Here is a 25,701-nt window from a genome sequence, read left to right on the forward strand (position 1 = left end):
GCTGCCAGTTAGCAAGCCTGGCGTAGGAGCGGACTCTGTCCGCGATTCACTCTTCGCCGCTCCAATCGACCAAGGAGCTGGGCGAAACCATCGCGGACGGAGTCCGCCCCTACCAGGGCGATCCGTGCCCGATGGCCACTACATCAACCGCGCCTTGAGCAGCGGCCGCAGCAGGTAGTTCAGCACGCTGCGCTTGCCGCTGAGGATGTCTACCTCGGCGACCATGCCGGGGATGATCGGCAGCACTTCGCCGTTGCGCATCAGCTGGCTGCCGTCGGTCTTGATCAGTACCTGGTAGTAGTACTCCTTGCCATGCACCGTATCTTCTTCGATGGTGTCGGCGCTGATCTGTTCCAGGGTGCCTTTCAGATCACCGTAGATGCTGTAGTCATAGGCGGTGATCTTGACCTTCGCCGGCATGCCCGGCACCAGGAAGGCCACGTCGCGTGGCTTGACCTTGGCCTCCACCAGCAGGCGCTCCTCCACCGGGATCACTTCCATGATCGGCTCGCCCGGCTGCACCACGCCGCCGCGGGTACTGATCAGCACGGTGTTCACCCGCCCGCGCACCGGCGAGAGGATTTCCGTGCGGCGCAACTGGTCCTTGCGCTGCTGGACGATGGGTTCGATCTGCGCCAGCTGGGCTTTCTTCTCCTGGCGCTCGGTGTAGGCGTCCTGGAAGTAGGTGTTCTTCAGCTCGGTGAGCTTGCCGCTCAGGGTGGCGATGTCCTGGCTCAGCTTGAGCGCCTCCATCTGGCTCACCGCACGGCGCGCCACCAGCGGCTCGACCAGCGCCAGCTGGCTCTGTGCCAGGCGAATCTGCTTCTGCAGCGAACGGGTGTTTTCCTCCAGCTTGTCGCGGCGCGACTTGAACAGTTCGCGCTCCGAGCGTGCCACCGGGCCATCGGCGGCGATGCTGTCGGGGAAGACGATGTGGTCCTGGCCCATCACCTCGGCGTCGAGCCGGGCGATGGCGGCACTGAGCACCTCGGCCTGGTTGGCGGCCTCCTGCCAGGAGGTTTCGAAGTGCGTGCGGTCCAGGCGCACCAGCGGCTGGCCGACCTGCACCAGCTCGCCCTCCTGCACCAGCAGGCGGTCAAGGATGCCGCCCTCCAGGCTCTGGATCTTCTGCATGCGACTGAACGGCACCACGCGTCCATCGCCGCGAGTCACTTCGTCCAGTTGCGCCAGCGCGGCCCAGGCGATGGCCGCCCCCAGGCTCAGCAGCAATGCCCACAGCAGCGGGCGCGACAGCGGATGGCTGGCGGCCAGCAGCGGGTCCTGCAGTTCGCGGCGCAGGCGCGCGGCGGCGCGGGTTTCACTGGCCATGGACAGCGCCCTCCTGCTCGGGAATCTGCACCGTGCGGTCCTGGACGATCTGCTCCAGCGCACCGTCCATCACCACCCGGCCCTGGCTCAGCACCACCGCGCGGGTGGCCACTGCCAGCATGCTCTTCTTGTGTGTGGTCATGATCAGGGTGCGGCCCTCCAGCCAGCGTTGCAGGTAGCCGATCACGTGCAGCTCGGTGCTCTGGTCGAAACTCGCGGTGGGTTCGTCGAGCAGCACCACCGGTGGGTCCTGCAGCAGCACCCGGGCCAGGCCGACGGCCTGGCGCTGGCCGCCGGACAGGCTGCCGTTGCCCAGCAATGGCAGGTCCAGGCCGAGCGGATGGGCGCGGACGAAATCCCCAAGGCCGACGCCATCCAGTGCCTCGAACATCTCCTCGTCGCTGATTGCCGCGCCCTCCAGGTTGAGGTTGTCACGCAGCGTGCCGTAGAACAGCGCGACGTCCTGCGGCAGGTAGCCGATATGGCGGCGGCGATCGGACGGATCGATCTGCGCCAGGGCCACGTCATCCAGCAGCAGGCGCCCGGATTCCGGGTCATACAGCCCGGCCAGCAAGCGCAGCAGGCTGGATTTGCCGGCGCCATTGCCACCGAGCAGGGCGATACGTTCGTAGGGGCGGATTTCCAGCGCAGCGATGTCCACCGCCGGCGGGTTCTCGCCGTGCACCAGGCGCACGCGCTCCAGGCGGTAATGCCCGGCAAGGCGCTCCTTGCTGACGAAGCGCTTGTCCTGGGGGCGCTCCATCGGCGCCTGCATCAGTTGGTCGAGCCCCTCCATGGCCACCTTGGTGTGCTGCCAGCGACCCAGGATGCCCGCCGCCTGGGACAGCGGCGCCACCGCGCGGGAAGCGAGGATCGAACAGGCGACCAGGGCGCCGACGCTCAGCTCGCCCGCGCTGATGCGGTAGACACCGAACACCACCACGCCGACGTAGCACAGTTGCTGGACGATGCTCGCGCCATAGGACAATGCCGTGGTCAGCGTGTGGGTGCGCATGGCGTTGCCCGCCAGTTGCGCGGTGAGCGTTTCCCAGAGGTGCAGGCAACGGCCTTCGGCATGGGTCGCCTTGACTGATTCGAGGTTCTCGATCGACTCCAGCAGGATGCCGTTCTTCACCGCGCCCTCGCGCAGGTTCTCCCGCGACAGCCGCGCCAGCAGACCCTGGCAGAGCAGGCCCGGCAACAGCATCAGCACAGCCGCCACCGCCGGCACCCAGACCAGGTGACCACCGATCAGCGCGATGATCAGCAGGAACAGCAAGACGAACGGCAGGTCGCTGATCATCGCTGCGCTGGACGAGGTGAAGAACTCGCGCACGCCCTCGAACTCGCGCACCTGGGTGCTGAAGGCGCCCACCGAGGCAGGCTTGGCCGCCAGCCGGGTATTGAGCACGCGCTCGAACAGCAAGGTCGACAGCTGCAGGTCGATGCGCTTGCCCATGGTGGTCAGCAGGTGGCCGCGCAACGAACGGATCACGCCTTCGAGGATGATCGCCAGGCCGACACCGCTGGCCAGGATCCACAGCGTGTCCATGGCCGCATTGGGCACCACGCGGTCATACACCTGCATGGCGAACAGCGCCGAGGCGATCGCCAGCAGGTTCGCCATCATCGCCGCCATCGCCACTTCGAAGTAGGAACGCCAGAGCTGTCGCAGCGGACCGAAGAACCAGTGTTGCTGGGCCCGCTTGGCGAAGTCGCCAACCCGGCCGTCGGCACGGTAGCGGCACTTGGCGAAGACCGCGATGCCGCTGTAGCGGCTCTGCAATGCCGCCAGCGCCAGGCGTTCGACGCCGCCATCGCTGTGCGGCACCAGGACGCTGGCGGACTCACCGTCCAGCTCGCAGAGCACCAGGGTGGCGCCGTCCTCCAGCACCAGCAGCGCCGGCAGCAGGTAGCTGTCCATCTTCGCCAGCGGCAGGCGCTCGACCCGCGCCACGATGTCCGCACGGCGCAGCGCGCGCGGTACGAAGCGCAACGGCAGGCGGCCCTGTTGCAGCGGCATGCCCTCGCCCAGCTCGGCCACGCCCAGCGGGCGACCCAGTTGCCGGCACAGCAGGGCCAGGCCCAGGCGCAGCGGGTCGGTAGCGGCTTCGTGTTCCGCCAGCAGTACCACGTTGTCGGCGTTCATCAGGAGGCTCCCGGAGCGAGGTGATTTTCCAGCAGTGGCCCGAGCAGGCCGATCTGCGCAGCGGCGCGATACTCCACGCGCTTGCGTTCGAAGCGCAGGTTGGCCAACTGGCGTTCGGCCTCGAAGCGTTCGCGCTGCACATTGAGCAGGTCGATCACGTCGCGTCGGCCGACTTCGAACTGGTCGCGGTAGACGCCGCTGACCTGGTCGGACTCGTGCACCTGCTGGACCAGCGAGTCCTGCCGCCAGCGCAGGGTGTCGTCGGTGTCGAACAGGGTCTGCAGCTTGCGCCTGATATCGCGCTGCATGGCGTCGCGCGTCCAGCGGGTGGACTCCAGGTGCTGCTGGGCGGCGGTGGGCCGGCGGAAGTTGGAGAGGCCTTCGAAGGTATCCATGCGCAGGCGCAGCGATACCACGGAGTCATTCTCCAGGTGCCCGCCGATCTCGCGGCGCAACGACGAGGCCTCCAGGTTCACCTGCGGCAGTAGCGAGGCCTTGCTCTCGCGCAGCTTGGCCTCGGCCACTTCGGCGTCCTCGGCGGCCTTGCGATACAGCGGGCTGTCGACGATCAGACGATTCATGTCGGTCCCGACCAGGTAGCGTTGCATGGACAGCGGCTCCGGTTCGGCGAGGTCGGCGGGCGCTTTGCCGACCAGCACCTCGTACTGGTTGCGGGCGTCCTGCAGGGCGCCCTTCTCCAGCGCCAGCTGCTCCTGAGCGCGGGACAGCTCGAGGTTGGCGCGGTCCAGCTCGCTGCGGTCGGAATAGCCGTCGCCGCCGCGCGCCCGGGTCATCTCGCGGATGTCGCCCAGGCGCTGGATATGCTCGCGCACGGTCTCGATCCGCGCTTGCGCAGCGAGCACGTCGAGGTAGGTCTCGACGATGTCCAGCGCCGCGTCCTCGCGGCTCACCAGCGCGCTCTCGTCGAGCTGGCGGTGGGTCGCCTTGGCGCTGTCCACCTTGCTCTTCATGCGCCCCCAGTCGTAGAGCATCTGCGACGCGGTCAGGTCATAGACGACTTCGCCGAAGTCGAATTCGTCGGGCCCGCCGGACATGCTCACCTGCGGGTAGTAGCCACCTTTGCTGATCTCCACGTCGGTCTTGCCGCGCTCCGCTTCCGCCACTGCGGCGCGGACTTCAGGATGGATGGCGAGGCCTGCGCGCACGGCCTCCTCCAGTGTCTGCCCCTGGCCTGCCGCGCTCGCCAGCAGCAGGCCATACAACCAGGCGTTGCGTAATGTCATGCAGTACTTCCTTGTTCAGGACACGACGACGTGGACGGTGTTCTCCTCCACCAGCAGGGTGCTGGTGCCAAAACTGTAGACGTCATAGCTGATACCGCCATGCACCTGGTTGACGCCGGTGTCCACCGCGCCCCTGACCGTCAGCGTGTCGTTGGCGTCGCCGGTGATCTGCAGGGTGTGGTTGGCATCGGTCACCGCGTTCACCTGGGCGGCGGTGAGGGTCAGGTTGCTGCCCGCGTCACCCTTGACCATGTCGAAGCGCTCGATGTTGGTGAAGGTGCCGGTACCGACCGCGCCGTAGTTCAGGTTGATGCCATTGCCGAGCATCACCGTGTCGAAGCCGGTACCGCCATCGATGCTCTTGAAGTTGGTGGCCTGCAACTGGATGGTGTCGTTGCCGTCACCGGCCTGGACGATGTCGCTGGTGCCAACGTGGAGGAACAGGTCCGCCCCCGCGTTGCCGTAGAAGTGTTCGGCGCCGCTCTGGCCGACGAACACGTCGGCGCCTGCCGTGCCGGTGACGCTGACCTCGCCGATAGCCAGGGTCAGGCCGGAGCCGGTGAGCGACAGGCCATAGGTCGCGCTCGGGTGGCCGGCGGCGTCATAGGCGATCAGCTGGAGGCTGAGCTGGCTGCCCAGGTTGAGTATCTGGGTCACCGACAGGCCGAGCTGCGCCAGCAGGTCCGGTGCCAGCAGGTTGATGGTGAAGTGCCCGGTGGCGTCGACCGTGGGATGCAGCGTCACGTTCAGCGCCGGGGTGATCACCTGCACGGCCAGGCTGCCGCCGGCAATCGCCGCACCGCTGATACCCAGGGTCGGCGGCAGCAGGCCCACGGCGAGGCCGAGGCCGCCGATGGTCACGGTGTTCTGCGTGAGCACACTCTCCAGGTTGAGGCTCGCCGCGGTGCCGACGTTGCCGGCGGCGTCACGCGCCGCCACCGCGATGCTGGCATCGAGCAACTGGTCCCAGGTCAGGCTGACGCCGGTCAGTCCAGTCAACAGGTCCAGCGTATTGGCACCGCTGCTGCCAGCCGACACTTCCGTGTGCGAGCTCAGCCCGGCGAGATTGACGTCCACCAGCAAGGTGCTGTTGGCCTCGCCATTGATGCCGAGCACGTTGCCGACCAGCGCCAGCACCGGCGCGGTCGGCGCCAGGGTATCGACGGTAAAGGCCGCCGGAGTCGCCGTCAGGCCGCCGTTGACGTCGGCGGTGAGGGTCGCCGCCCCCTGTGGGAACACCCCGACGCCGGCGCCCGGCAATACGGTCACCAGCGCCACTCCGGCAAGGATTTCCGCCGCCGTGAGTACATGCGCCTGGGTGTAGGTGAAACCGCCCGCACCGCTGTAGCGCAGGGTCAGGGTCTGCCCGGCCTGCGCTCCGGCGGTCAGGCCCACCCGCACCTGGATACCGTCGGAGAGCTCGGTCTTGTTGATGTAGCCGTCTGCCGCTTCGGCAATGCTCAGCACCGGCCGGGTCAGGTCCGGCGCCTGGATCTGGATCGCCGAACCGACATTGCCGGCGGCATCCACGGCGTTCACCGTCAGCACCTGGCCGGCGGTCAGCGCCGGGCTGAGGTTGACCGTGAAGTTGCCGCTGCCGTTGGCCTGTACGGTGATCGGGTTGTTCGTGTCGCCGTTGATGATCACCTTCACCGTGCTGTTGGCTTCGGCGATACCGGTGAGCAGCGTGCCGTTGGCGCTGACGCTCAAGCCGCTGGGCGCCACCGGGGCGACGCTGTCGATACTGACCGTAGTCGCCACGCTGACGTTGCCGGCAGCGTCCTTGGCGGTAACGCTGACCTGGGTGTTGTTGGCCAGCGCCGTACCCGGCGTGAAACTCCAGTGCCCGCTGCCATCGGCGGTGACTTGCGCGATGATCGCGCCGCCGACCTTGAGAATCACCGTCGAACCGATCTCCGCCGTACCGCTGAGCAGCGTGCCATTGCTCGGCGCGACGATCGGCGCGGTGGGCGCCACGGCGTCCACGGTGACGCTGGCGGCGACGCTGGTGTTGCCCACCGCGTCCTTGGCGACGATGCTCACCTGGGTGTTGTTCGCCACTGCCGTAGCGGGGGCGAAGCTCCATTGTCCCTGGGCATTGGCGGTCACCTGGCCGATGACGGCACCACCGACGCTGAGGATCACCGTCGAACCCGCCTCGGCGGTACCGCTGAACAACGCGCCATTGCTCGGCGTCACCACCGGTACGCTGGGCGCCAGGGCGTCCACCGTGGTGCTGGCGGCGACGCTGACATTGCCCGCGGCATCCTTGGCCACCACGCTGACCACCACGCCATTGCCCAGCGGCACGCCGGGGGTGAAGCTCCAGATGCCGCTGGCGTTGGCGGTGACCTGGCCGAGCAGCGCGCCGTTGGCGCCGCTGATGATCACCGTCGAATTGGCTTCGGCGGTACCGCTGAAGGTGACACCATTGCTGGCAGCGATGCTCGGGGCGTTGGGTGCGACGCTGTCCACGGTGACGCTGGCGGCACCGCTGGTATTGCCGGCGGCATCGCGGGCCACGACGCTGACCTGCACGCCATTGGCCAGCGCAGTACCCGGCGCATAGCTCCAGTGCCCGCTGGCATCGGCAGTGACCTGGGCGATGGGAACTCCGCCCACGCTGAGAATCACCGTCGCACCCGCCTCGGCGGAACCGCTCAGGACACTGCCGTTGCTCGGTGTCACCACCGGTACCGCCGGTGCCAGTGCATCGACCACCGCCACGGCAGCAGCGCTGAGGTTGCCGCTGCCATCGCGAGCGACCGCGGTGACCACCGCACCATCGGCCAGCGCCAGGCCGGGGACATAGCTCCAGTTACCGGCGCCATTGACCGACACCTGCGCGACCTGGACGCCGTTGACACTGATCAGGACCGTCGCATTGGCCTCCGCGGTACCGCTGATGGACAGGCCGTTGCTCGGATTGATGACCGGGATGGCCGGAAGGCTGGCGTCGACCGTGACATCGCTTGGCAGCCCGACATTGCCTGCGGCGTCACGCGTACTGGCGCTCACCAGCACACCGTCGCCCACCGGGACGGCCGGGACGTATTGCCAGTTGCCGTTGGCATCGACCTTCACCTCGGCCAGCACACTGCCGCCGATGCTCAGCACCACGGTGGCGTTGGCCTCGGCGGTGCCGGCGAAGACCGTGCCATCGCTCGCGGCGATGACCGGCGGCGGCGGTGCCACGGCGTCGACCGTGACGTTCACGGCGCTGCTGAGGTTGCCCGCCGCATCGCGCGCCACCACGCTTACCTGGACGCCATTCTGCAGTCCGATAGGTGGCGCGTAGTTCCAGTGGCCGCTTCCATCCACCTGCACTTGCGCCAGCGTTACCCCGCCGACACTGATCAGGATGGTTGCCCCCACCTCGCCGGTGCCACTCAGCAGGGTACCGTTGCTCGGGTCGCAGACCGGCGGATTGGGCGCCAGGTTGTCGACCACGGTGGACGCCGCGCCGCTGGTGTTGCCAGCGGCATCCTGGGCCACGGCATTCACCGTGGTGCCGTTGGCCAGCGCCGGGCTCGGGGTGAACGACCAGTGGCCGCTGCCGTCGGCCTGGGTGGTGCCGATCAGGTTGCCATTGCCATCGTGAAGAATGACCGTCGCGCTGCTCTCGGCGGTGCCGGCCAGTTGCGTGCCGTTGCTCGGGTCGATGGTCGGCGTCGGCGGCGCCACCGAATCCACCGTGGTAGTGGCGATACCGCTGCCGTTGCCGGCGGCATCGCGCGCCTGCACATTCACCACGGTGCCGTTGGCCAGTGCCGTGCCGGGAGTGAAACTCCAGTGACCGCTGCCATCGGCAGTGGTCTGGCCGATGGGATTGCCGCCACCATCGGTGAGAATCACTCTGGCGCCGGCTTCGGCGGTACCGGCCAGGTGCGTGCCGTTGCTCGGCTCCACGGTCGGTGTCGGCGGCGGCACGGTATCCACGGTGGTAGTGGCCACACCGCTGCTATTGCCCGCGGCATCGCGCGCGACGACGTTGACCACGGCGCCGTCTGGCAGTGCAACGCCGGGCGTGAAGCTCCAGTTGCCACTGCCATTGGCGGTGGTCTGGCCAATCGGATTGCCGTTGCCATCGGTGAGGATCACCGTGGCATTGGCTTCGGCCGTACCGGACAGCAGCGAGCCGTTGCTCGGGTCGATGGTCGGGGTAGCCGGCGCCACGCTGTCGATGGTGGTGCTGGCGGCGCCACTGGTGTTGCCGACCGCATCGCGCGCCACCGCGTTGACCACGCTGCCGTTGGCCAGCGCTGTGCCCGGGGTGAAGCTCCAGACGCCACTGCCATTGGCAGTGGTCTGGCCGATGAGATTGCCATTGCCATCGGTGAGGATCACCGTGGCGTTGATTTCCGCGGTGCCGTGCAGCTCGGTGCCATTGCTGGCAGCAATGGTCGGATTGCCAGGTGCCACCGAGTCGACGGTAGTGCTGACCGGCCCGCTTGTGTTGCCAGCGGCATCCCGGGCCACCGCGTTGACCTGGGTGCCGTTGGCCAGCGCAGGGCTGACTGCCAGGCTCCAGTTGCCGGAGCCATCAGCGTGTACCTGGCCAATAGGATTGCCGTTGCCATCGGTGAGTATCACCGTGGCATTGGCCTCGGCGGTGCCGCTGAGCGACGTACCGTTGCTGAGATTGATGCTGGGAGTGGGCGGCGAAACCGCATCCACGGTGGTCGTGGCCACACCACTGGTGTTGCCGGCGGCATCGCGCGCCACGACATCCACCACAACGCCATTGGCCAGCGGTGTGCCAGGCGTGAAGGTCCACTGCCCGCTGCCATTGGCTACGGTCTGGCCGATGGGGTTGCCGTTGCCGTCGGTGATGAGGATGGTGGCATTGGCCTCGGCGGTGCCACTGAGTACGACGCCATTACTCGGATCGACGGTGGGCACGCCCGGCGCAACGCTGTCGATCGTGGTGCTGCCGAGCACACTGGTATTGCCCGCGGCATCCCGTGCCACGGCATTCACCACGGTGCCATTGGCCAGCGCCGCGATCGGGGTGAAGCTCCAGTTGCCGCTGCCATCGGCACTGGTCTGGCCGATAACGTTGCCGTTGCCATCGGTCAGCAGGATCGTGGCGTTGGCCTCGGCGGTACCGGCGAGCACGCTGCCATTGCTCGGCGCAACGACTGGTGCAGCAGGCGCCACCGCGTCGATGGTGGTGAGTCCCGGGATGCTGGTGTTGCCTGCGGCATCCGTCGCCAGCACCTGCACCTGGGTACCGTCAGCCAGCGGGGCCCCGGGGCTGAAGCTCCACTTCCCGGTTGCATCGGCGGTGGTCTGGCCGATCAGTTGGCTGCCGCCAGTGAGCAGGGTAATGATGCTGCCGGCCTCTGCGGTACCGCTGAGAAGGATGCCATTGCTGGGCTGAACCACCGGCTGGGCCGGGGGCTGCGCATCGATGGTGACGCTGCTGACGCCGCTGACGCGCGTCCCGTCCACCACCACGGCGCGCACCTCCACGCCGTCGGCCAATGGCACGCTCGGCGTCCAGCTCCAGTGGCCGGCGCCGTCCGCGTTGACCTCGATCAGCACGTTGCCGCCGGCGTCGAGGATCCGCACCAGCGCCAGGGCGTCAGCGCTCCCGCTGATCGTCGCGCCGTTGCTCGGCTCAATGACGGGCGGGTTGGGCAACGTCGTATCGACCAAAACACTGGCGCTCGGGCCGGTGTTGCCCGCGGCGTCCTGCGCCACGGCAGTCACACTCGTGCCATTGGGCAGCGGCACGGGAGGCGTGAAGCTCCAGTGGCCTGAGCCATCGGCGGTGACCTGGCCGATGACAGTGCCACTGCCGTTGGTGAGGATGACCGTGCTGCCCGCCTCCGCCGTGCCGATCAGCACGGTGCCGTTACTGTCACTGATGGTCGGCGCAGCTGGAGCGACGGCATCGATGGTGACCGTGGTGGGCGCGCTGGCATTGCCCGCGGCATCCACTGCCACCACGCTCGGCTGCGTGCCGTCGCCCAGGGTCGGGCTGAGCGGGAGCGTCCAATGACCGTTGATGTCGGCCTGGACACGCCCCAGTTCCACGCCACCCAGGCTGACGATCAGCGTGCTGCCTGCCTCCGCGGTGCCGCTCAGGCTGCTGCCGTTGCTCGGCAAGACCGTGGGCGCCGACGGAGCGATGCTGTCGATGACGATGCTCGCCGAGTTGCTGGTATTGCCGGCGGCGTCCTGGGCAACCACGGTGATGACGGTGCCATCGGGCAGTGACGGGATCAGGCTGAAGGTCCATTTGCCGTCGGAGTCGGTGGTCGCCTGGCCGATCAGCACATTGTTCGCGTAGACCAGGGTAATCGTGCTGCCGATCTCCGCCGTCCCGCTGACGCTGGAGCCATTGCTCGGGTTGATCAGCGGTGCCGCGGGCGCATCGGCATCCACGGTGGTGCTGGCGGCGCTGCTGCTGTTGCCCGCCGCATCGCGCGCGATTGCGTTGACCACGGTGCCGTCGGGCACCTGGGTGCCGGCGCTGAAGGTCCATCGACCATCGGCATCAGCGCTAGTCTGGCCGATCGGATTGCCGTTGGCGTCGGTAAGGATCACCGTCGCGCCTGCTTCGGCGGTGCCGGAGAAGATCAGGCCTTCGCTGGGGAGAATGGTCGGGGTCGGCGGCGCCACGCCGTCGATGACGCCACTGACGGTCTGGCTGCTGTTGCCGGCGGCATCCACCGCCACCACCGAGACGTTGGTGTTGTTCGCCAGCTGGCTGCCCGGGGTGTAGCTCCAGTGGCCATCGCTGCCCACCACGGCCCGCGCCACCTCACTGCCGGCGACGCTGATGATCACCGTGCTGCCGATCTCGCCGGTGCCGCTGAGCACCAGGCCATTGCTCGCATCCAGGGTCGGATTGGCGGGCGCAATCGCATCGACCGTGACCTGCACCGTGCCGCTCTGGTTGCCCGCCGCATCCTTGGCGACGACCGTCACCACAGTGCCATCGGCCAACGGCTGGTGGGGCGTGAACGACCATGCGCCGCCGGCCCCCACGGTGGTCTGGCCGAGGGTGTTGCCACTGCCATCGGTGAAGACCAGCGTGCTGCCCTCCTCGCCCGTGCCGCTGAGGCTGGTGCCGTTGCTGGGATTGACCAGCGGCGTGCTCGGCGCGCTGGAGTCCACCACCGTGCTGGTGCCTTGGCTCGGGTTGCCGGCGGCGTCGGTGGCGACCACGGTGACCGTGCTGCCGTTGGGCAACGGTGTGCTCGGTGTGACGCTCCAGTTGCCCTGGCCATCGGCGGTGGTCTGGCCGACCGGGTTGTTGCTGCCATCGGTCACGGTGACCGTACTGCCCGGCTCGGCGGTGCCGCTGATGCTGCTGCCATTGCTGGGATTGACCACGGGTGCGGCCGGCGGCGTGCTGTCCACCGTGACCGTGGTGGTGCCGCTGCGATTGCCGGCGGCATCCACAGCGACCACGCTGAGGGTCGCGCCGTCAGGCAACGGGGTGCCCGGCGTATAGCTCCAGGTGCCGCCAGGGCCGACCGGCACCTGGGCAATCACCTGGCCGTTGGCGGAAATGATCACCACCTCGGCATTGGCTTCGGCGGTGCCACTGAGCTCGCTGCCGCTGCTCGGTTCGACCACCGGCGCGGCTGGCGCCTGGGCATCCACCGTCACACTGGCCGTGCCGCTCTCATTGCCGGCGGCGTCACGGGCCTGCACCGTCAACTGGGTACCGTTGGCCAATGCCGGCTGCGGCGCGAACGACCAGTGCCCGCCAGCATCGGCCGTCACCTGGCCGATCACATTGCCGCCGGCATTGCGCACCAGGATGGTCGCGCCGGCTTCGGCGCTACCCTCGACCAGCGCGCCGTTGCTCGGCTCCACCGTGGGCGTCGGCGGCGCCACGTTGTCCACCGTGGTGCTGGCCGGCATGCTGGCGTTGCCGGCAGCGTCGCTGGCCACGGCGTTGACCACCGTGCCATTGGCCAGCGGGGTGGCCGGGGTGAAGCTCCAGTGGCCAGTACCATCGGCGCTGACCTGGCCGATGAGGTTGCCGCTGCCATCGCGCAGCGTCACCGTCGAACCGGCTTCGGCACTGCCGCTCAGGGACGTGCCGTTGCTGCCGTCGATGGTCGGCGCGGCCGGGGCGACCGAATCCACCGTGCCGCTGACCGGCACGCTGCTGCGGCCACTGCCGGGGTCGACCGCGACCACCTGGTAGGCCGCACCGTTGGCCAGCGCCGAGCCGGCCGAGAAGCTCCAGTGGCCATTGCCGTCAGCGGAGGTCTGGCCAATGAGGTTGCCGTTGCCATCGCGGATGACGATCTGCTGGCCCGCTTCCGCAGTGCCGCTGAAATCCACGCCGTTGCTGGCGTCCACCTGCGGCGGCGAGACCAGCGCGCTGTTCACCGTAGTACTGGCGGCGATGCTGGTATTGCCCGCGGCATCGCGCGCCGTGACCTGCAGGAGCGTACCGTCCGGCTGTTGCTGGCCGAAGGTGAATGACCAGGCGCCATTCACGCCCGCCGTCACCTGGCCCAGCGGATTACCGTTGCCATCGCTGATCAGCACGGTGCTTCCCGGCTCCGCGCTACCACTGAGCTGCAGGCCGTTGCTCGGGTTCACCTGCGGCGCCGGCGGCGCCACGGCATCCACGGTGGTCTGTGCCGACACACTGGTATTGCCGGCAGCGTCGCGCGCCACGGCATTGACCACGCTGCCGTTGGCCAGCGGGACGCCCGGAGTGAAGCTCCAGTGACCCGTCCCGTCAGCAGTGACCTGGCCAATCGGATTGCCGCTGCCATCGGTGAGAATCACCCTGGCATTCGCCTCGGCCGTACCGGAAATCACGCTGCCGTTGCTCGCAGCGATGACCGGCGCGGACGGCGCCAGGCCATCCACCGTGACGCTGCTGGCCAGGCTCGGGTTACCCGACGGATCGACGGCGACCACGCTCAGCACTGAACCACTGGGGATCTGTGAGGGCGGCGTGAACGACCAGTTGCCGGATCCATCGGCGCTGGTCTGGCCGATAAGGTTGCCGCCGGCATCGAGAATCCGCACGGTGGCGCCCGCCTCCGCGGTGCCGGTCAGGACCAGGCCGTTGCTCGGCGCCACGCCTGGCGGCGGTGGTGCAATGGTGTCCACCGTTACCGTACCGGCCAAGCTGGAGTTGCCGGCGGCGTCCCGGGCAATGGCATTGACCAGCGTGCCGTTGGCCAGTGGAGTTTGCGGGCTGAAGCTCCAGTGCCCGTTGGCGTCGACGGAGGTCTGGCCGATCGGATTGCCATTGCCATCGAGCAGGATAATCGTCGCGCCGATCTCGCCGGTCCCGGCGATCACGCTGCCATTGCTCGCGTCGACGTGCGGCGCGGCCGGTGCCACGGAGTCCGTGGTCACCAGGACCACGCTGCTCTGGTGGTTGTTGCTAGTGTCGACCGCGGTCACCTGCAGTTGCGTGCCATTGGGGAACTGCGTGCCGGGGGTATAGCTCCAGCTGCCGTTCGAGTCGGCGGTGACCGCAGCGAGCAGCGTACCGTTGGCATCGCGGATCTCCACCCGCAGTCCGGGCTCGGCATGGCCGAAGATCATGTGGCCGTCGCTGGGCTCGACAATCGGAGCGGGCACCGTGCCGTCGTCGACCACGACCGTGGTCGGAGCGCCGACATTGCCGGAAGCGTCCTTGGCGAGGACTTTCACCTCGCTGCCGTTGGCCAGCGGCGGGGAGAAGGTGAACGACCAGGCACCGCCGCCGTCGGCCTGGGTCTGGCCGATCAGTTGGCCATTGCCATTCAACAGCAGGATCGTCGCCCCTGGCTCGGCGGTGCCGGAAAACAGTCCGCCGTCGCTCGGGTTCACCAGCGGCGCCGCAGGCGCCAGCGCATCGACGGTGACGTGCCCTGGCAGGCTGGTGTTGCCAGCAGCGTCACGTGCCGTGGCAGTGACCTCGGTACCATTGGGCAGTGCCGAACCTGGAGCAAAACTCCAGTGGCCGCTGCCGTCGGCCTGTACGGTGCCGATCGGGACTCCACCGGGCCCGGTCAGCACCACAGTGCTGCCCGGCTCTGCAGTACCTTCCAGCAGGCTGCCGTTGCTCGGCGCGATGCTCGGCGCGCTCGGCGCCAGCGCGTCCACCGTCACGCTCGAGGTGCCGCTGCTGCCCATCGGGCCACGCGCCATCGCAGTGACTACCGTGCCATCGGGCAGCGGCGCGGCGGGCGTAAAGCTCCAGTGACCGTCGCCGCCGACCAGCGCCACCCCGATCACCACGCCCTGCGCATTGCTCAGGTACACCGTGGTGCCGACCATGGCGGTGCCCTGGATGACGTGGCCGTTGCTCGCCTCGATCACCGGCGAGGGCAGGCTGCTCGGGTCCGGCGCGATCACCTGTACCTGCGGGCTGGCATTGCCGGCGGCATCGTGGACGATCACCGAAACCGGCTGGCCATTCAGCAACGGCGGATTCAGCGTGAGGCTGAAACCACCATCCGCCCCCACGGTGAGCGTGATATCGGGTACGCCATCGTTGTTCAGGTCGATGGACACCGAGCTTCCAGGCTCGGCATGGCCCGTCAGCTGGCTGCCGTCGGTGCTGATGGCCAGGCCGCTGGCCGGCGCCGGCGGCGTGGTATCGGGCGCGCTGACCGCGGTGGCCGGGCCGGTGTTGCCGGCGTGATCGGTCACCGTCACCGACACGCTCTGGCCATCGGTCAGCGGCGTGGGCAGGGGAATCTGGAAGTGCCCGTCGGAACCGGCCACCCCCGTGGCGTCGGGAATGCCATCGCCGTTGGTGTCGACCTTGACGGTCGAGCCTGGCTCGGCGCTGCCGCTGATGCTGCTGCCATCTGCAGAAACCACGACGCCCGTGGCCGCGCCGGGCGCGGTGGTGTCCGGCGCGCTGGTCGATACAGCGGAACTGCTGCCGCCGGGATTGCGCACAACGACGGTGACCGTTTCACCGTTGCTCAACGGCGGGTTCAGCGGAATCTGGAAATTGCCGTTGCCATCCACTGGCGCGCTGTAGTCCGGGGTGCCGTCGCCATTGACGTCGACGTCCACGGTCGAGCCAGGCGCGGCACGCCCACTGACCATCGAGCCGTCGGCGCTGACGGAGACTTCCGTAGCCGGTGCCGGCGGCGGAGTGCTGCCACCACCTCCGCCGCCGCCACCACCACCGCTATTGGCAATGGCGGCACCTGCACCGACTACCGCCACGCCGGCCAGGATGGTCCCGGCCAGGCCCAGGCCGCCGATGCCAGCGGCGGTTCCTGCGGCGGCGCCCGCCTCGGCGCCGGTAAGCGATTCGAATCCGCCATCGATGGGTTCGGCGGCATAAGTTGGCGTCAGCGTGCCATCGGCAGCGACCTGGTCCAGGTCGGTCACCACCAGGTCGCCCTTCTCATTCACCAGGTAAAGCTGGCTGGGCGGCTGGTTCGGCGCGTAGAAATTGGCGATGCGGATGGTTTCGCCATCCTTCAGGTGTACCACCAGGTCTGCGCCGACCTGCTGGTAGCTGGCGACCGCATCCGCGGTGACATCCAGGGCCACGTTGCTGGCCTGCTCGAGAACGATGCTTCCTTGAACCGTCTGCTGCGTGGCGGTGGCTACCTCCACCTGAGATGCCACGACCTTCGCCTGGATCGCCATGCTGACTTCCTCTGACCAGAACAATGTTGTTGTTTATGGCCTGAAAGAAATAGCAGCTTCTGTACAAGTCGCCGGAGGCACTCCAATAGGCTCTTGGACAAAAGGTTTAATCGAAAGGTAGTAGCCTAAGCACCCGCCGAAAAGTTCTGAGTTCATTGCACAGCGACAGATATAAGCGCTGTTATCTGCCTATTTCACTCTCGACAATTAATTGACATTAGCTGCAGGCAGCGCCAATCCGGGAAGATCTTCCCGATATCATCGATTGCCTGCTTCACTTCGCGGCCTCGATATCGTCATGACAATATTCAGTCACTGCTCCAGCTATCACCGATGGCTTACATGGTCGTAATCCAGGGACTACAAAATTACCGTTCGTCGGAAAATTCCACTGGGAAAACCTGTCGGTACGGTCATGCCATTCCCAGGCTGCCGCCCACCGCCGGTGCGCGCTCCAGAGCGAAGCGGCGGAATAGACAGGTGGACATGCAAAAATGAATGTAAATTCCGGCGCTGCAATGGCATGGGCAACAGCTCGTCGTCAGCGAGTGCGTGAGCGCGAAACTTCGACTAATGCGCGGATTACTCCGTGTCGATATTCAGTCGTGCCCGATCGGCACTCGCGAAATGGCCCGTCCCTGCGCAAATACACACCAGGCGTCATGGTTGATGCGGGAATACAGCATGAGGGCCGGGAGATTATCCGGCCACTGGCACCCGACTTTAGTTCGGGCACTACGAGAGTGGATGGATATTGAGCGGAAAATGCCGAAGGCCGGGTTTTAAATCCAGCCTTCGGGACTTGCTTATTCAGCGCGACAATTTAAAGCGCCATGTCGCTGGAGGCCTTTTCCGCCGCGGGTACATCGGCGGCCGACGACGCGGCAGGTGCCTGGTCGATGGCCGGCGGCGGGTCCAGTTGCAGGACCTTGGCGGTGTAGCTCCACTCCTCGAAGGTTTTCTCCGGGCTGTCGTTGAGCTTGCTGCCGTAGCTCGGAACGATCTGGTGGACCTTGGCCTGCCACTCGGGCGTGGCGAGCTTGTCCTTGAACACCTTCTCCAGCACGTTGAGCATGATCGGCGCGGCAGTGGAAGCGCCCGGCGAGGCCCCCAGCAAACCGGCGATGCTGCCATCGGCGGAAGCGACGATCTCGGTACCGAGCTTCAGCACGCCGCCCTTGTCCGCGTCACGCTTGATGATCTGCACGCGCTGGCCGGCCTGCCACAGGCGCCAGTCCTCGGCCTTGGCCTCCGGGAAGTATTCGCGCAGCGCGGCAAGGCGGTCGTCATCGGAGAGCATCAGCTGGCCGGCGAGGTATTCCACCAGCGGGTACTCGTCGATGCCCACGCGGGTCATCGGCCAGACGTTATGCACGTTGGTGCTGCCCAGCAGGTCGAGGTAGGAACCTTCCTTGAGGAACTTGGTGGAGAAGGTCGCGAACGGCCCGAAGAGGATCACGCGCTTGCCGTCGAGCACGCGGGTGTCGAGGTGCGGCACGGACATCGGCGGTGCGCCGACGGATGCCTTGCCGTAAGCCTTGGCCAGATGCTGCTGGGCGATGGTCGGGTTCTCGGTGACCAGGAACGAACCACCCACCGGGAAGCCGGCGTAGTCCTTGGCTTCCTCGATGCCGGATTTCTGCAGCAGGCGCAGCGCGCCGCCGCCAGCACCGATGAAGACGAACTTGGCGTCGGTCTCGGTAACGCTGCCGTCCTTGAGGTTCTTGTACTCGACGCGCCAGGTGCCATCGTCGTTACGGGTGATGTTCTCGACTTCGCTGGAGAGCTTCAGGCTGAAGTTCGGCTTGGTCTGCAGGTAGCCGGCGAACTGGCGGGTGATTTCGCCGAAGTTCACATCGGTGCCGATGGGCGTCCAGGTGGCGGCAATCTTCTGCGAAGGATCGCGGCCCTGCATCATCAGCGGCACCCACTTGGCGATCTGCGCCGGGTCCTCGGAGTACTGCATGCCGCGGAACAGCGGGCTGGCCTGCAGCGCTTCGTAGCGCTTCTTGAGGAAGGCGATGTTGTCGTCGCCCCAGACGAAGCTCATGTGCGGGGTGCTATTGATGAACGAGCGCGGGTTCTTCAGTACGCCGTTCTGCACCTGCCAGGCCCAGAACTGACGAGAGATCTGGAACGACTCGTTGATCTCCACGGCCTTGGCGATGGTGACGTTGCCGTCCTTGTCTTCCGGCGTGTAGTTCAGCTCGGCCAGGGCCGAATGGCCGGTGCCGGCGTTGTTCCAGCCGTTGGAGCTTTCCTGGGCGACGCCGTCGAGGCGTTCGACCATCTCCATCGACCAGCCCGGTTCCAGCTCGTTGAGCCAGACGCCCAGGGTGGTGCTCATGATGCCGCCGCCGATCAGCAGCACGTCGACTTTCTTGGTATCCGCAAAGGCGGGCGCGCAATTCACTGCCAGGGCGAGGCCCAGCAGCGCCCCGCTAACTTTCTTGATCATCGAAAGGTTTCTCGTCGTTAGGGCTTGGCCTTCCCCACCGGCGTCATTCAGCGTGAAGGCCGAACCCGGCGCGCAACGTGCGAGCGATGGGCAAGGCGACAGATGACGAGGATGAGTCGGGACTCAGTTCCCTCCTCCGCCGGCTCTGAGGCCTGCTTGATGGAATGAGGGACGTCCTGCGCAGAGAGACACGCAAAGCCTTCGGCTTTGGCTTTTGTTGTGGGAGGGATGCATGGTCTGCTGAAACGTTTGTGCATTCTATAGAAAGCAGCGGCCATTCACCAAGCGCCGTAGTCAACTATCGACCAGCCGGTATGCCTGTAAGCTGTTTCAGGTTATTGCCTCCAATATTTCCCTCCGCGCGTAGGAGCGGACTCCGTCCGCGATGGGCCAGCCCATCTCCTCGGCCAATCGGAGCGATTTTGAATCGATCGCGGACAGAGGCCGCTCCTACGTAGATGTCTGCTTCAGGTGCCGAACACCTCGCCAGCGCTCCCTGTAGGAGCGAGCTTGCTCGCGAACCGCCCGGCGCTGGAGCAGCGGGGAAGACATCGCGGACAGAATCCGCTCCTACGAGATACCTCTGCGCTTGGGCCACCCCTCACCCTAGCCCTCTCCCAAGGGGAGAGGGGACCGTTCGGTGCAGGATGAATCTTGGGTGTCAGCCGGTACGGACTGCTCCCTCTCCCCCGGGAGAGGGCTGGGGTGAGGGGAAAGCATCGGCACGGGCTTCCCGAGAAAGACAGTTGCTCCTACCTAAAGCTAGACAGGACTGCTGCACCACAACGTTACCGAAACGCACCGCAAGCGCGCACGAATCGCCCCAGCCGTTACCGTTCCGCCCCGCTCCCCGCCACAGTTCCTACGCCACTTTCCTGGGCCCGCGGCTCTATTCCGGTCACTTCCAATCATTTCGCCATCATTGGCACGGCAACTGCTTGATTGCATGCATGGATAATTGGATCCAAAAATCCACGAGGACACACCCCATGCGCCTGGTGCCCACTGCCCGCCCACCGATGAGTGCCGAAGACGAGGCCTACGACTACCTCCTCCAGGCCATCTGCACCGGCCGCTACAAGACTGGCGACCGCCTGGTGGCCGAGGACATCGCCAGCGAAATCGGCATGAGCCGCATGCCCGTGCGCGGCGCCTTCAAGCGCCTGGACGCCGAAGGCCTGGTGACCCTGCGGCCCAACCGCGGCGCCATCGTCAGCGGCCTGAACATCGAGGAAATGCGCGAAGTCTTCGAGATGCGAAGCGCCCTCGAAGGCCTGGCCATCCGCATTGCCGTGCCGCAACTGAGCGACCGCGACCTCTCGCGCCTTGAGCGCATGCTCGACGAGATGGACGACTACCGCGACGACAGCGCCGAGTGGGTCAGCCGCCACCGCGCCTTCCACGAATACCTCTGCAGCCTCGCCGGGCGCCCGCGCCTGCTGCGCCAGATCACCGCGCTGTACTCGGTGATCGAGCCGCACATGCGCCTGTGGCTGCAGCACGTCGACAAACCCATGAGCGCCCGCGAAGAACACGCGGTGATCCTCGACGCCCTGCGCTCGGGCGATGCCCGCGAAGCCGAGCGGGTGATCTGCGATCACATCGAGGGAACCATCCCGTCCCTGGCGAAGTTCCTCGAGGCGCAGGCCTCCTGAGCCGCGATCCACCGAAGCCCAATCCACCGACGAGCTATCCACCGAAGAGAATCGAAGCAACGGGCGCCTAGACCCGTACTTCTGTGTCCCTGAACTGCCCCTGGCAACCCCACCCCGGAGAGCAACATGTTCGAACGCAGGATCCCGCAGTGCCTTCTCGCCCTTTGCCTGGCCGCCCCACTGGCGCACGCCGAAGTGAAGATTCCCGACCGCTTGCAGAACGCCAGCAAGGTCACCTTCTGCGGCGGCATGGACTCCCCGCCCATGGGCTTCTATGACGCCAACCAGAAGCTCACCGGCGTCACCATCGACCTCGGCGAGGCGATCGCCAAGCGCCTGGGCGACAAGAAGATCGACTGGCGCATCACGCCCTTCTCCGGGCTGATCCCGGCGCTGCTCGCCGGCCAGTGCGACATGCTGGTGGATCAGCTGTTCGACAAGCCCGAGCGGCGCGAAGTGATCGACATGGTCAACTACATGTACTCCAGCCAGGCGGTGGTGGTCGGCAAGGGCAACCCCGAGGGCATTCGCACCCTGGACGATCTCTCCGGGAAGAAGGTCGCCGTTCTCAACGGCTCGACCATCCGCACCCTGCTCGACGCGCACAACGAGAAACTGGCCAAGGCCGGCAAGCCGCCGATGAAGGTGGTGGTCTACAACACCGACACCGACGCTTTCCAGTCCCTGCGTATCCGCCAGACCGACGCCTACGGCACCACCGTGGAAACCGCCGGCTACTACCAGAGCATGGCCCCGGACCTGTTCGAGATCGGCGTGCCGGCCTTCGCACGCATCCTCACCGGCCTGGGCATCCGCAAGGAAGACAAGCAGCTCAGCGAAGCGGTCACGCAGATCATCAAGGACATGCAGGCCGACGGCAGCTACGCCGCGCTCCTGGCCAAGTGGCACATCGAAGGCGACAAACTGGACTGAGGTAACGAGACATGAACTTCAGTTGGGACGTGTTCTGGCAATACCTGCTGCGGCCGAGCGACATCTACCTCTACGGCCTCTGGCTGACCTGCGTGATCGCCGTCAGCGCCATGCTCCTGGGCTGCGCGCTCGGGCTGCTGGCGGCGCTGATGCGCCTTTCCACCAACCCTCTGCTGCAATACCCGGTGCGCTTCTATGTATGGCTGATGCGCGGTACGCCGCTGCTGGTGCAGATCGTCTTCCTCTACACCGCACTGGCCGCCGGCGGCATCTTCCGCTTCGAGGACCTCGACCTGGGGCTGTTCATCCTGCCCGGCAACATCCAGGCGGCGATCATCGCCCTGGGCCTCAACGAAGGTGCGTACATGGCCGAGATCATCCGCGCCGGCATCGGCGCGGTGGACAAGGGCCAGTATGAGGCCGGCAAATCCCTCGGCATGACCTTCCCCAAGCTGATGCGCCGCATCGTGCTGCCCCAGGCCTTCCGGGTGATCGTTCCGCCGCTGGGCAACGAGTTCAACGTAATGCTGAAGAACACCACGCTGGTCAGCGTGATCGGCGTGCAGGAACTGCTGCTGAGCACCCAGATGGTCACCTCGGCGACCTTCCGCGTGTTCGAGCTGTACCTGGTGGTGGCGATCTACTTCCTCGCCCTGACCACCCTGTGGGGCTTCTTCCAGCGCTGGCTGGAAGTGCGCTTCGGCAAATCCGACGGCCAGGCCGCCGCACCGAACCGCATGTTCGGTCGCCAGGCGATGAAACTGCTGAGGGGGCGTTGAGATGATCCCGGACATGAAAGACGTGGTGATCCAGGCCCGCGACGTGCACAAGGCCTTCGGCGAGCTGGAAATCCTCAAGGGCGTTTCCCTGGAAGTGCACCGTGGCGAAGTGGTGGTGCTGATCGGCGCCTCCGGCTCGGGCAAGACCACCTTCATCCGCTGCATGAACCACCTGGAAGACATCCAGGGCGGCAGCATCCGCGTCAACGGCGAGCTGATGGGCTACCGCGAGCGCCCCGACGGCAAGCTGGTACGTGACTCGGAAAGCAACATCGCCCGGCGCCGCCGCGACATCGGCATGGTGTTCCAGCGCTTCAACCTGTTCCCGCACATGACCGTGCTGGAAAACATCATAGAAGCGCCGACCCAGGTGCTCGGCATGCCCAGGGGCGAAGCGCTGGAGCAGGCGCGCCGGCTGCTCGCCCGCGTGCGCCTGTCGGACAAGGCCGAGCACTACCCCGGCCAGCTCTCCGGCGGCCAGCAGCAGCGCGTGGCCATCGCCCGCGCCCTGGCGATGAAGCCCCAGGCGATGCTCTTCGACGAACCCACCAGCGCCCTCGACCCGGAAACCGTCGGCGAAGTGCTGCAGGTGATGAAAGAGCTGGCCGACGAAGGCATGACCATGGTGGTCGTCACCCACGAGATGGGCTTCGCCCGCGAAGTGGCCGACCGCGTGGTGGTGCTGCACCAGGGCGAACTCATCGAAGAAGGCCCGCCCGCGCAGGTCTTCGGCAATCCGCACCACCCGCGTACGCGGGAATTCCTCAGCCGTGTTCTCTGACTAATGAAGAAAGGAAAGCTCATGCGTAATGGAGTTCTGCTGTTCACCCTTCTCGCCTGCGCCACCGCCGCGCAAGCCGACGACAAGCTGGTGCGCTTCTACAACTGGTCCGACTACATGGGCCCGGACACCCTGAAGAACTTCGAGAAGGACACCGGCATCAAGGTCCAGTACGACGTCTTCGACACCAACGAGATGCTCGAAGCCAAGCTGCTCTCCGGGCACTCGGGCTACGACCTGGTGGTGCCGTCCAGCCAGTTCCTCACCAAGCAGATCAACGCCGGCGTCTACCAGAAGCTCGACCGCGCCCAGTTGCCCAACTGGAAGCACCTCGACCCGCGCCTGATGAAGCGCCTGGAAGCCGCCGACCCGGGCAACCAGTACGCCGTGCCCTACATGTGGGGCACCGTGGGCATCGGCTACAACTACGACAAGGTCAAGGCCGCGCTGGGCGATAGCGCGCCGCTGGATTCCTGGGACCTGATCTTCAAGCCTGAGAACCTCGCCAAGCTGCACGGCTGCGGCGTGGCCTTCCTCGACGCGCCGGTGAAGATCATCCCGCAGGCCCTGCACTACCTGGGCCTCGACCCGAACAGCACGAATCCCGAGGACTACACCAAGGCCTCGGCGCTGCTGCAGAAGCTGCGTCCGTCGATCACCTACTTCAACTCCTCGAAGTACACCACCGACCTCGCCAACGGCGACATCTGCGTGGCGGTCGGCTACTCGGGCGACGTCATGCAGGCGCAGACCCGCGCCCAGGAAGCCGGCAAGAAGATCGACGTGCGCTATGTGATCCCCAAGGAAGGCGCCAACCTGTGGTTCGACATGCTCGCCATCCCGCGTGACTCGAAGAACCCCAAGGGCGCCCACGAGCTGGTGAACTATCTGCTGCGCCCGGAAGTGATCGCCCCGGTGAGCGACTACGTCGGCTACGCCAACCCCAACCCGGATGCGACACCGCTGCTCGATGCGAAAGTGCGCGACAACCCCGGCATCTATCCCAGCGACGCGGTGATCGAGAAGCTCTACGTCTCCGCCGACCTGCCGCCGAAAATCCAGCGCGTGATCACCCGCGAATGGACCCGTATCAAGACTGACCGCTGAACCGAAGAGAGTTTTCCATGCTGAGCTTCTCTGCCCACGAGTACCCCTACGCTTCCCAGCGCCAGAGCGTGTTCGCCCGCAACGGCATGGTCGCCGCCTCGCAGCCGCTGGCTGCCGAGGCCGGCATCGCCATGCTGCGTGCCGGCGGCAACGCCATTGACGCCGCCATCGCCACCGCCGCCGCGCTGACCGTGGTCGAACCCACCGGCTGCGCCATCGGCGGCGACGCCTTCGCCCTGGTCTGGGTCAAGGACCAGTTGCACGGCCTGGACGCCAGCGGCCACGCGCCGGCGTCCATTTCCATCGACAAGGTGAAAGCCGCCGGGCACGACAAGATGCCGGTGCACGGCTGGCTGCCGGTCACCGTGCCGGGCATTCCCTCGGCCTGGGCCGAGCTGTCCGCGCGCTTTGGCAAGCTGCCCTTCGCCGACCTGCTGCAGCCGGCCATCGCCCTCGCCCGTGACGGCTTCCCGGTATCCCCGGTGGTCGCCCACCAATGGGAAGTCGCCCGCCGCGAGTACCAGGAAAGCCGCGCCGCCGTGCCGGTGCTGGAAGCCTGGTTCGACACCTTCACCATTGACGGCGCAGCGCCGCGCGCCGGCCAGCTGTTCCGCAACCCGGCCCAGGCGAAAACCCTCGCCGAGCTGGCCGAGACGAAGTGCGAGAGCTTCTATCGTGGCGCCCTCGCCCAGCGCCTGGCCGCGCATTCCGCCGCCACCGGTGGCGAGCTGAGCGCTGCGGACCTGGCCGGCTACAAGCCGAAGTGGGTCGAGCCGATCAAGACCAACTACCGTGGCTACGACGTCTGGGAAATCCCGCCGGCCGGCCAGGGCCTGATCGCCCTGATGACCCTGAACATCCTTCAGGGCTACGACTTCGACCAGCGCGACAGCCAGCTCACCTGGCACCGCCAGCTCGAAGCGATGAAGAAAGCCTACGCCGACGGCCTGCACTACATCACCGACGCCGAGCACATGCGCGTCAGCACCACCGCGCTGCTCTCCGAAGACTACGCCGCGCGCCGCCGCGCCGAGATCGGCGAACACGCCGCCGAGCCCAGGCATGGAGACCCGCACTCCAGCGGCACCGTGTACATCGCCACCGCCGACGGCGAAGGCAACATGGTCTCGTTCATCCAGAGCGCGTACCACGGCTTCGGCTCCGGCGTGGTGCTGCCTGACAGCGGCATCGGCCTGCAGAACCGTGGCTCGGAGTTCAGCCTCGATCCGGCGCACTCCAACGCCCTGGCGCCGGGCAAGAAGACCTTCCACACCATCATCCCCGGCTTCCTCAGCAAGGATGGCGTGGCCGTCGGCCCGTTCGGCGTGATGGGTGGCTACATGCAGCCCCAGGGCCACGTGCAGATGGTGATGAATCTGGTGGACTTCGGCCTCAACCCGCAAGCAGCGCTGGACGCCCCGCGCTGGCAATGGCTGGGCGGCATGAAAGTCGGCATCGAGCAGCACGCCAACCGCGACCTGGCCTTCGGCCTGGCCCGGCGCGGCCACGAGGTGGAGATCGCCTGCGACCTCACCGACTACGGGCGCGGCCAGATCATCGTCCGCGACCCGCAGACCGGCGTGCTCTGCGGCGGCACCGAACCGCGCGCGGATTCGCACATCGCGGTGTGCTGATGCCACCTTGCGCCGCAACGGACGCCAGCCACGG

11 protein-coding genes are annotated in these 25,701 nt (G+C 66.7%); 6 read left to right on the plus strand and 5 right to left on the minus strand.

The window, feature by feature from the left end:
* Positions 1-138 precede the first annotated feature (138 nt).
* The 5 genes from N5C91_RS24155 to mqo form a co-directional block, all read right to left on the minus strand.
* Positions 139-1,329, minus strand: coding sequence for an HlyD family efflux transporter periplasmic adaptor subunit (locus N5C91_RS24155; protein WP_236173440.1), 1,191 nt, complete (start codon positions 1,327-1,329; stop codon positions 139-141).
* Positions 1,319-3,478, minus strand: a complete 2,160-nt coding sequence (locus N5C91_RS24160) for a type I secretion system permease/ATPase (protein ID WP_279832531.1) — start codon at positions 3,476-3,478, stop codon at positions 1,319-1,321. The genes N5C91_RS24155 and N5C91_RS24160 overlap by 11 nt, the downstream gene beginning before the upstream one ends.
* Positions 3,478-4,722 carry a TolC family protein gene (locus N5C91_RS24165; RefSeq protein WP_309295672.1) on the minus strand — a complete coding sequence of 415 codons (1,245 nt, stop codon included), beginning with the start codon at positions 4,720-4,722 and terminating at the stop codon, positions 3,478-3,480. The genes N5C91_RS24160 and N5C91_RS24165 overlap by 1 nt, the downstream gene beginning before the upstream one ends.
* A gap of 15 nt (positions 4,723-4,737) precedes the next feature.
* Positions 4,738-16,320 carry an Ig-like domain-containing protein gene (locus N5C91_RS24170; RefSeq protein WP_279832532.1) on the minus strand — a complete coding sequence of 3,861 codons (11,583 nt, stop codon included), beginning with the start codon at positions 16,318-16,320 and terminating at the stop codon, positions 4,738-4,740.
* A gap of 823 nt (positions 16,321-17,143) precedes the next feature.
* Positions 17,144-18,778, minus strand: coding sequence for a malate dehydrogenase (quinone) (mqo, locus tag N5C91_RS24175; RefSeq protein WP_279832533.1), 1,635 nt, complete (start codon positions 18,776-18,778; stop codon positions 17,144-17,146).
* 989 nt (positions 18,779-19,767) lie between these two features.
* On the opposite strand from mqo, the gene N5C91_RS24180 reads away from it, so the two are divergent.
* The 6 genes from N5C91_RS24180 (at position 19,768) to N5C91_RS24205 (ending at position 25,667) form a co-directional block, all read left to right on the plus strand.
* Complete coding sequence (locus N5C91_RS24180) at positions 19,768-20,433, plus strand: GntR family transcriptional regulator (protein WP_236200171.1); 666 nt, start codon at positions 19,768-19,770, stop codon at positions 20,431-20,433.
* Between the two features lie 126 nt (positions 20,434-20,559).
* Positions 20,560-21,366: an ABC transporter substrate-binding protein gene (locus N5C91_RS24185; protein WP_236200170.1), complete on the plus strand. Its 807-nt coding sequence runs from the start codon at positions 20,560-20,562 to the stop codon at positions 21,364-21,366.
* An 11-nt stretch (positions 21,367-21,377) separates the two neighbouring features.
* Entirely contained in the window at positions 21,378-22,145 is a 768-nt protein-coding gene (locus tag N5C91_RS24190) for an amino acid ABC transporter permease (protein ID WP_279832537.1), read from the plus strand.
* A gap of 1 nt (position 22,146) precedes the next feature.
* The gene (locus N5C91_RS24195; RefSeq protein ID WP_236173446.1) at positions 22,147-22,926 is read left to right on the plus strand and encodes an amino acid ABC transporter ATP-binding protein; all 780 of its coding nucleotides are present in this window, start codon (positions 22,147-22,149) and stop codon (positions 22,924-22,926) included.
* 21 nt (positions 22,927-22,947) lie between these two features.
* On the plus strand, positions 22,948-24,033 hold the full coding sequence (locus tag N5C91_RS24200) for a polyamine ABC transporter substrate-binding protein (RefSeq protein WP_236200168.1): 1,086 nt from the start codon (positions 22,948-22,950) through the stop codon (positions 24,031-24,033).
* Positions 24,034-24,050: 17 nt separating this feature from the next.
* On the plus strand, positions 24,051-25,667 hold the full coding sequence (locus N5C91_RS24205) for a gamma-glutamyltransferase family protein (RefSeq protein ID WP_279832540.1): 1,617 nt from the start codon (positions 24,051-24,053) through the stop codon (positions 25,665-25,667).
* The last annotated feature ends 34 nt before the right edge of the window (positions 25,668-25,701 follow it).

The organism is Pseudomonas sp. GD03903, from assembly GCF_029840045.1.
GTDB classification, from domain to species: domain Bacteria; phylum Pseudomonadota; class Gammaproteobacteria; order Pseudomonadales; family Pseudomonadaceae; genus Pseudomonas; species Pseudomonas pseudonitroreducens.

Bases quoted from the DNA above. Each gene is read 5' to 3' on its own strand.
- N5C91_RS24185 (WP_236200170.1), top strand. From the start codon at position 20,560: ATGTTCGAACGCAGGATCCCGCAGTGCCTTCTCGCCCTTTGCCTGGCC.
- mqo (WP_279832533.1), bottom strand. From the start codon at position 18,778: ATGATCAAGAAAGTTAGCGGGGCGCTGCTGGGCCTCGCCCTGGCAGTG.
- N5C91_RS24195 (WP_236173446.1), top strand. From the start codon at position 22,147: ATGATCCCGGACATGAAAGACGTGGTGATCCAGGCCCGCGACGTGCAC.
- N5C91_RS24170 (WP_279832532.1), bottom strand. From the start codon at position 16,320: ATGGCGATCCAGGCGAAGGTCGTGGCATCTCAGGTGGAGGTAGCCACC.
- N5C91_RS24190 (WP_279832537.1), top strand. From the start codon at position 21,378: ATGAACTTCAGTTGGGACGTGTTCTGGCAATACCTGCTGCGGCCGAGC.
- N5C91_RS24160 (WP_279832531.1), bottom strand. From the start codon at position 3,478: ATGAACGCCGACAACGTGGTACTGCTGGCGGAACACGAAGCCGCTACC.
- N5C91_RS24180 (WP_236200171.1), top strand. From the start codon at position 19,768: ATGCGCCTGGTGCCCACTGCCCGCCCACCGATGAGTGCCGAAGACGAG.
- N5C91_RS24155 (WP_236173440.1), bottom strand. From the start codon at position 1,329: ATGGCCAGTGAAACCCGCGCCGCCGCGCGCCTGCGCCGCGAACTGCAG.
- N5C91_RS24165 (WP_309295672.1), bottom strand. From the start codon at position 4,722: ATGACATTACGCAACGCCTGGTTGTATGGCCTGCTGCTGGCGAGCGCG.
- N5C91_RS24205 (WP_279832540.1), top strand. From the start codon at position 24,051: ATGCTGAGCTTCTCTGCCCACGAGTACCCCTACGCTTCCCAGCGCCAG.
- N5C91_RS24200 (WP_236200168.1), top strand. From the start codon at position 22,948: ATGCGTAATGGAGTTCTGCTGTTCACCCTTCTCGCCTGCGCCACCGCC.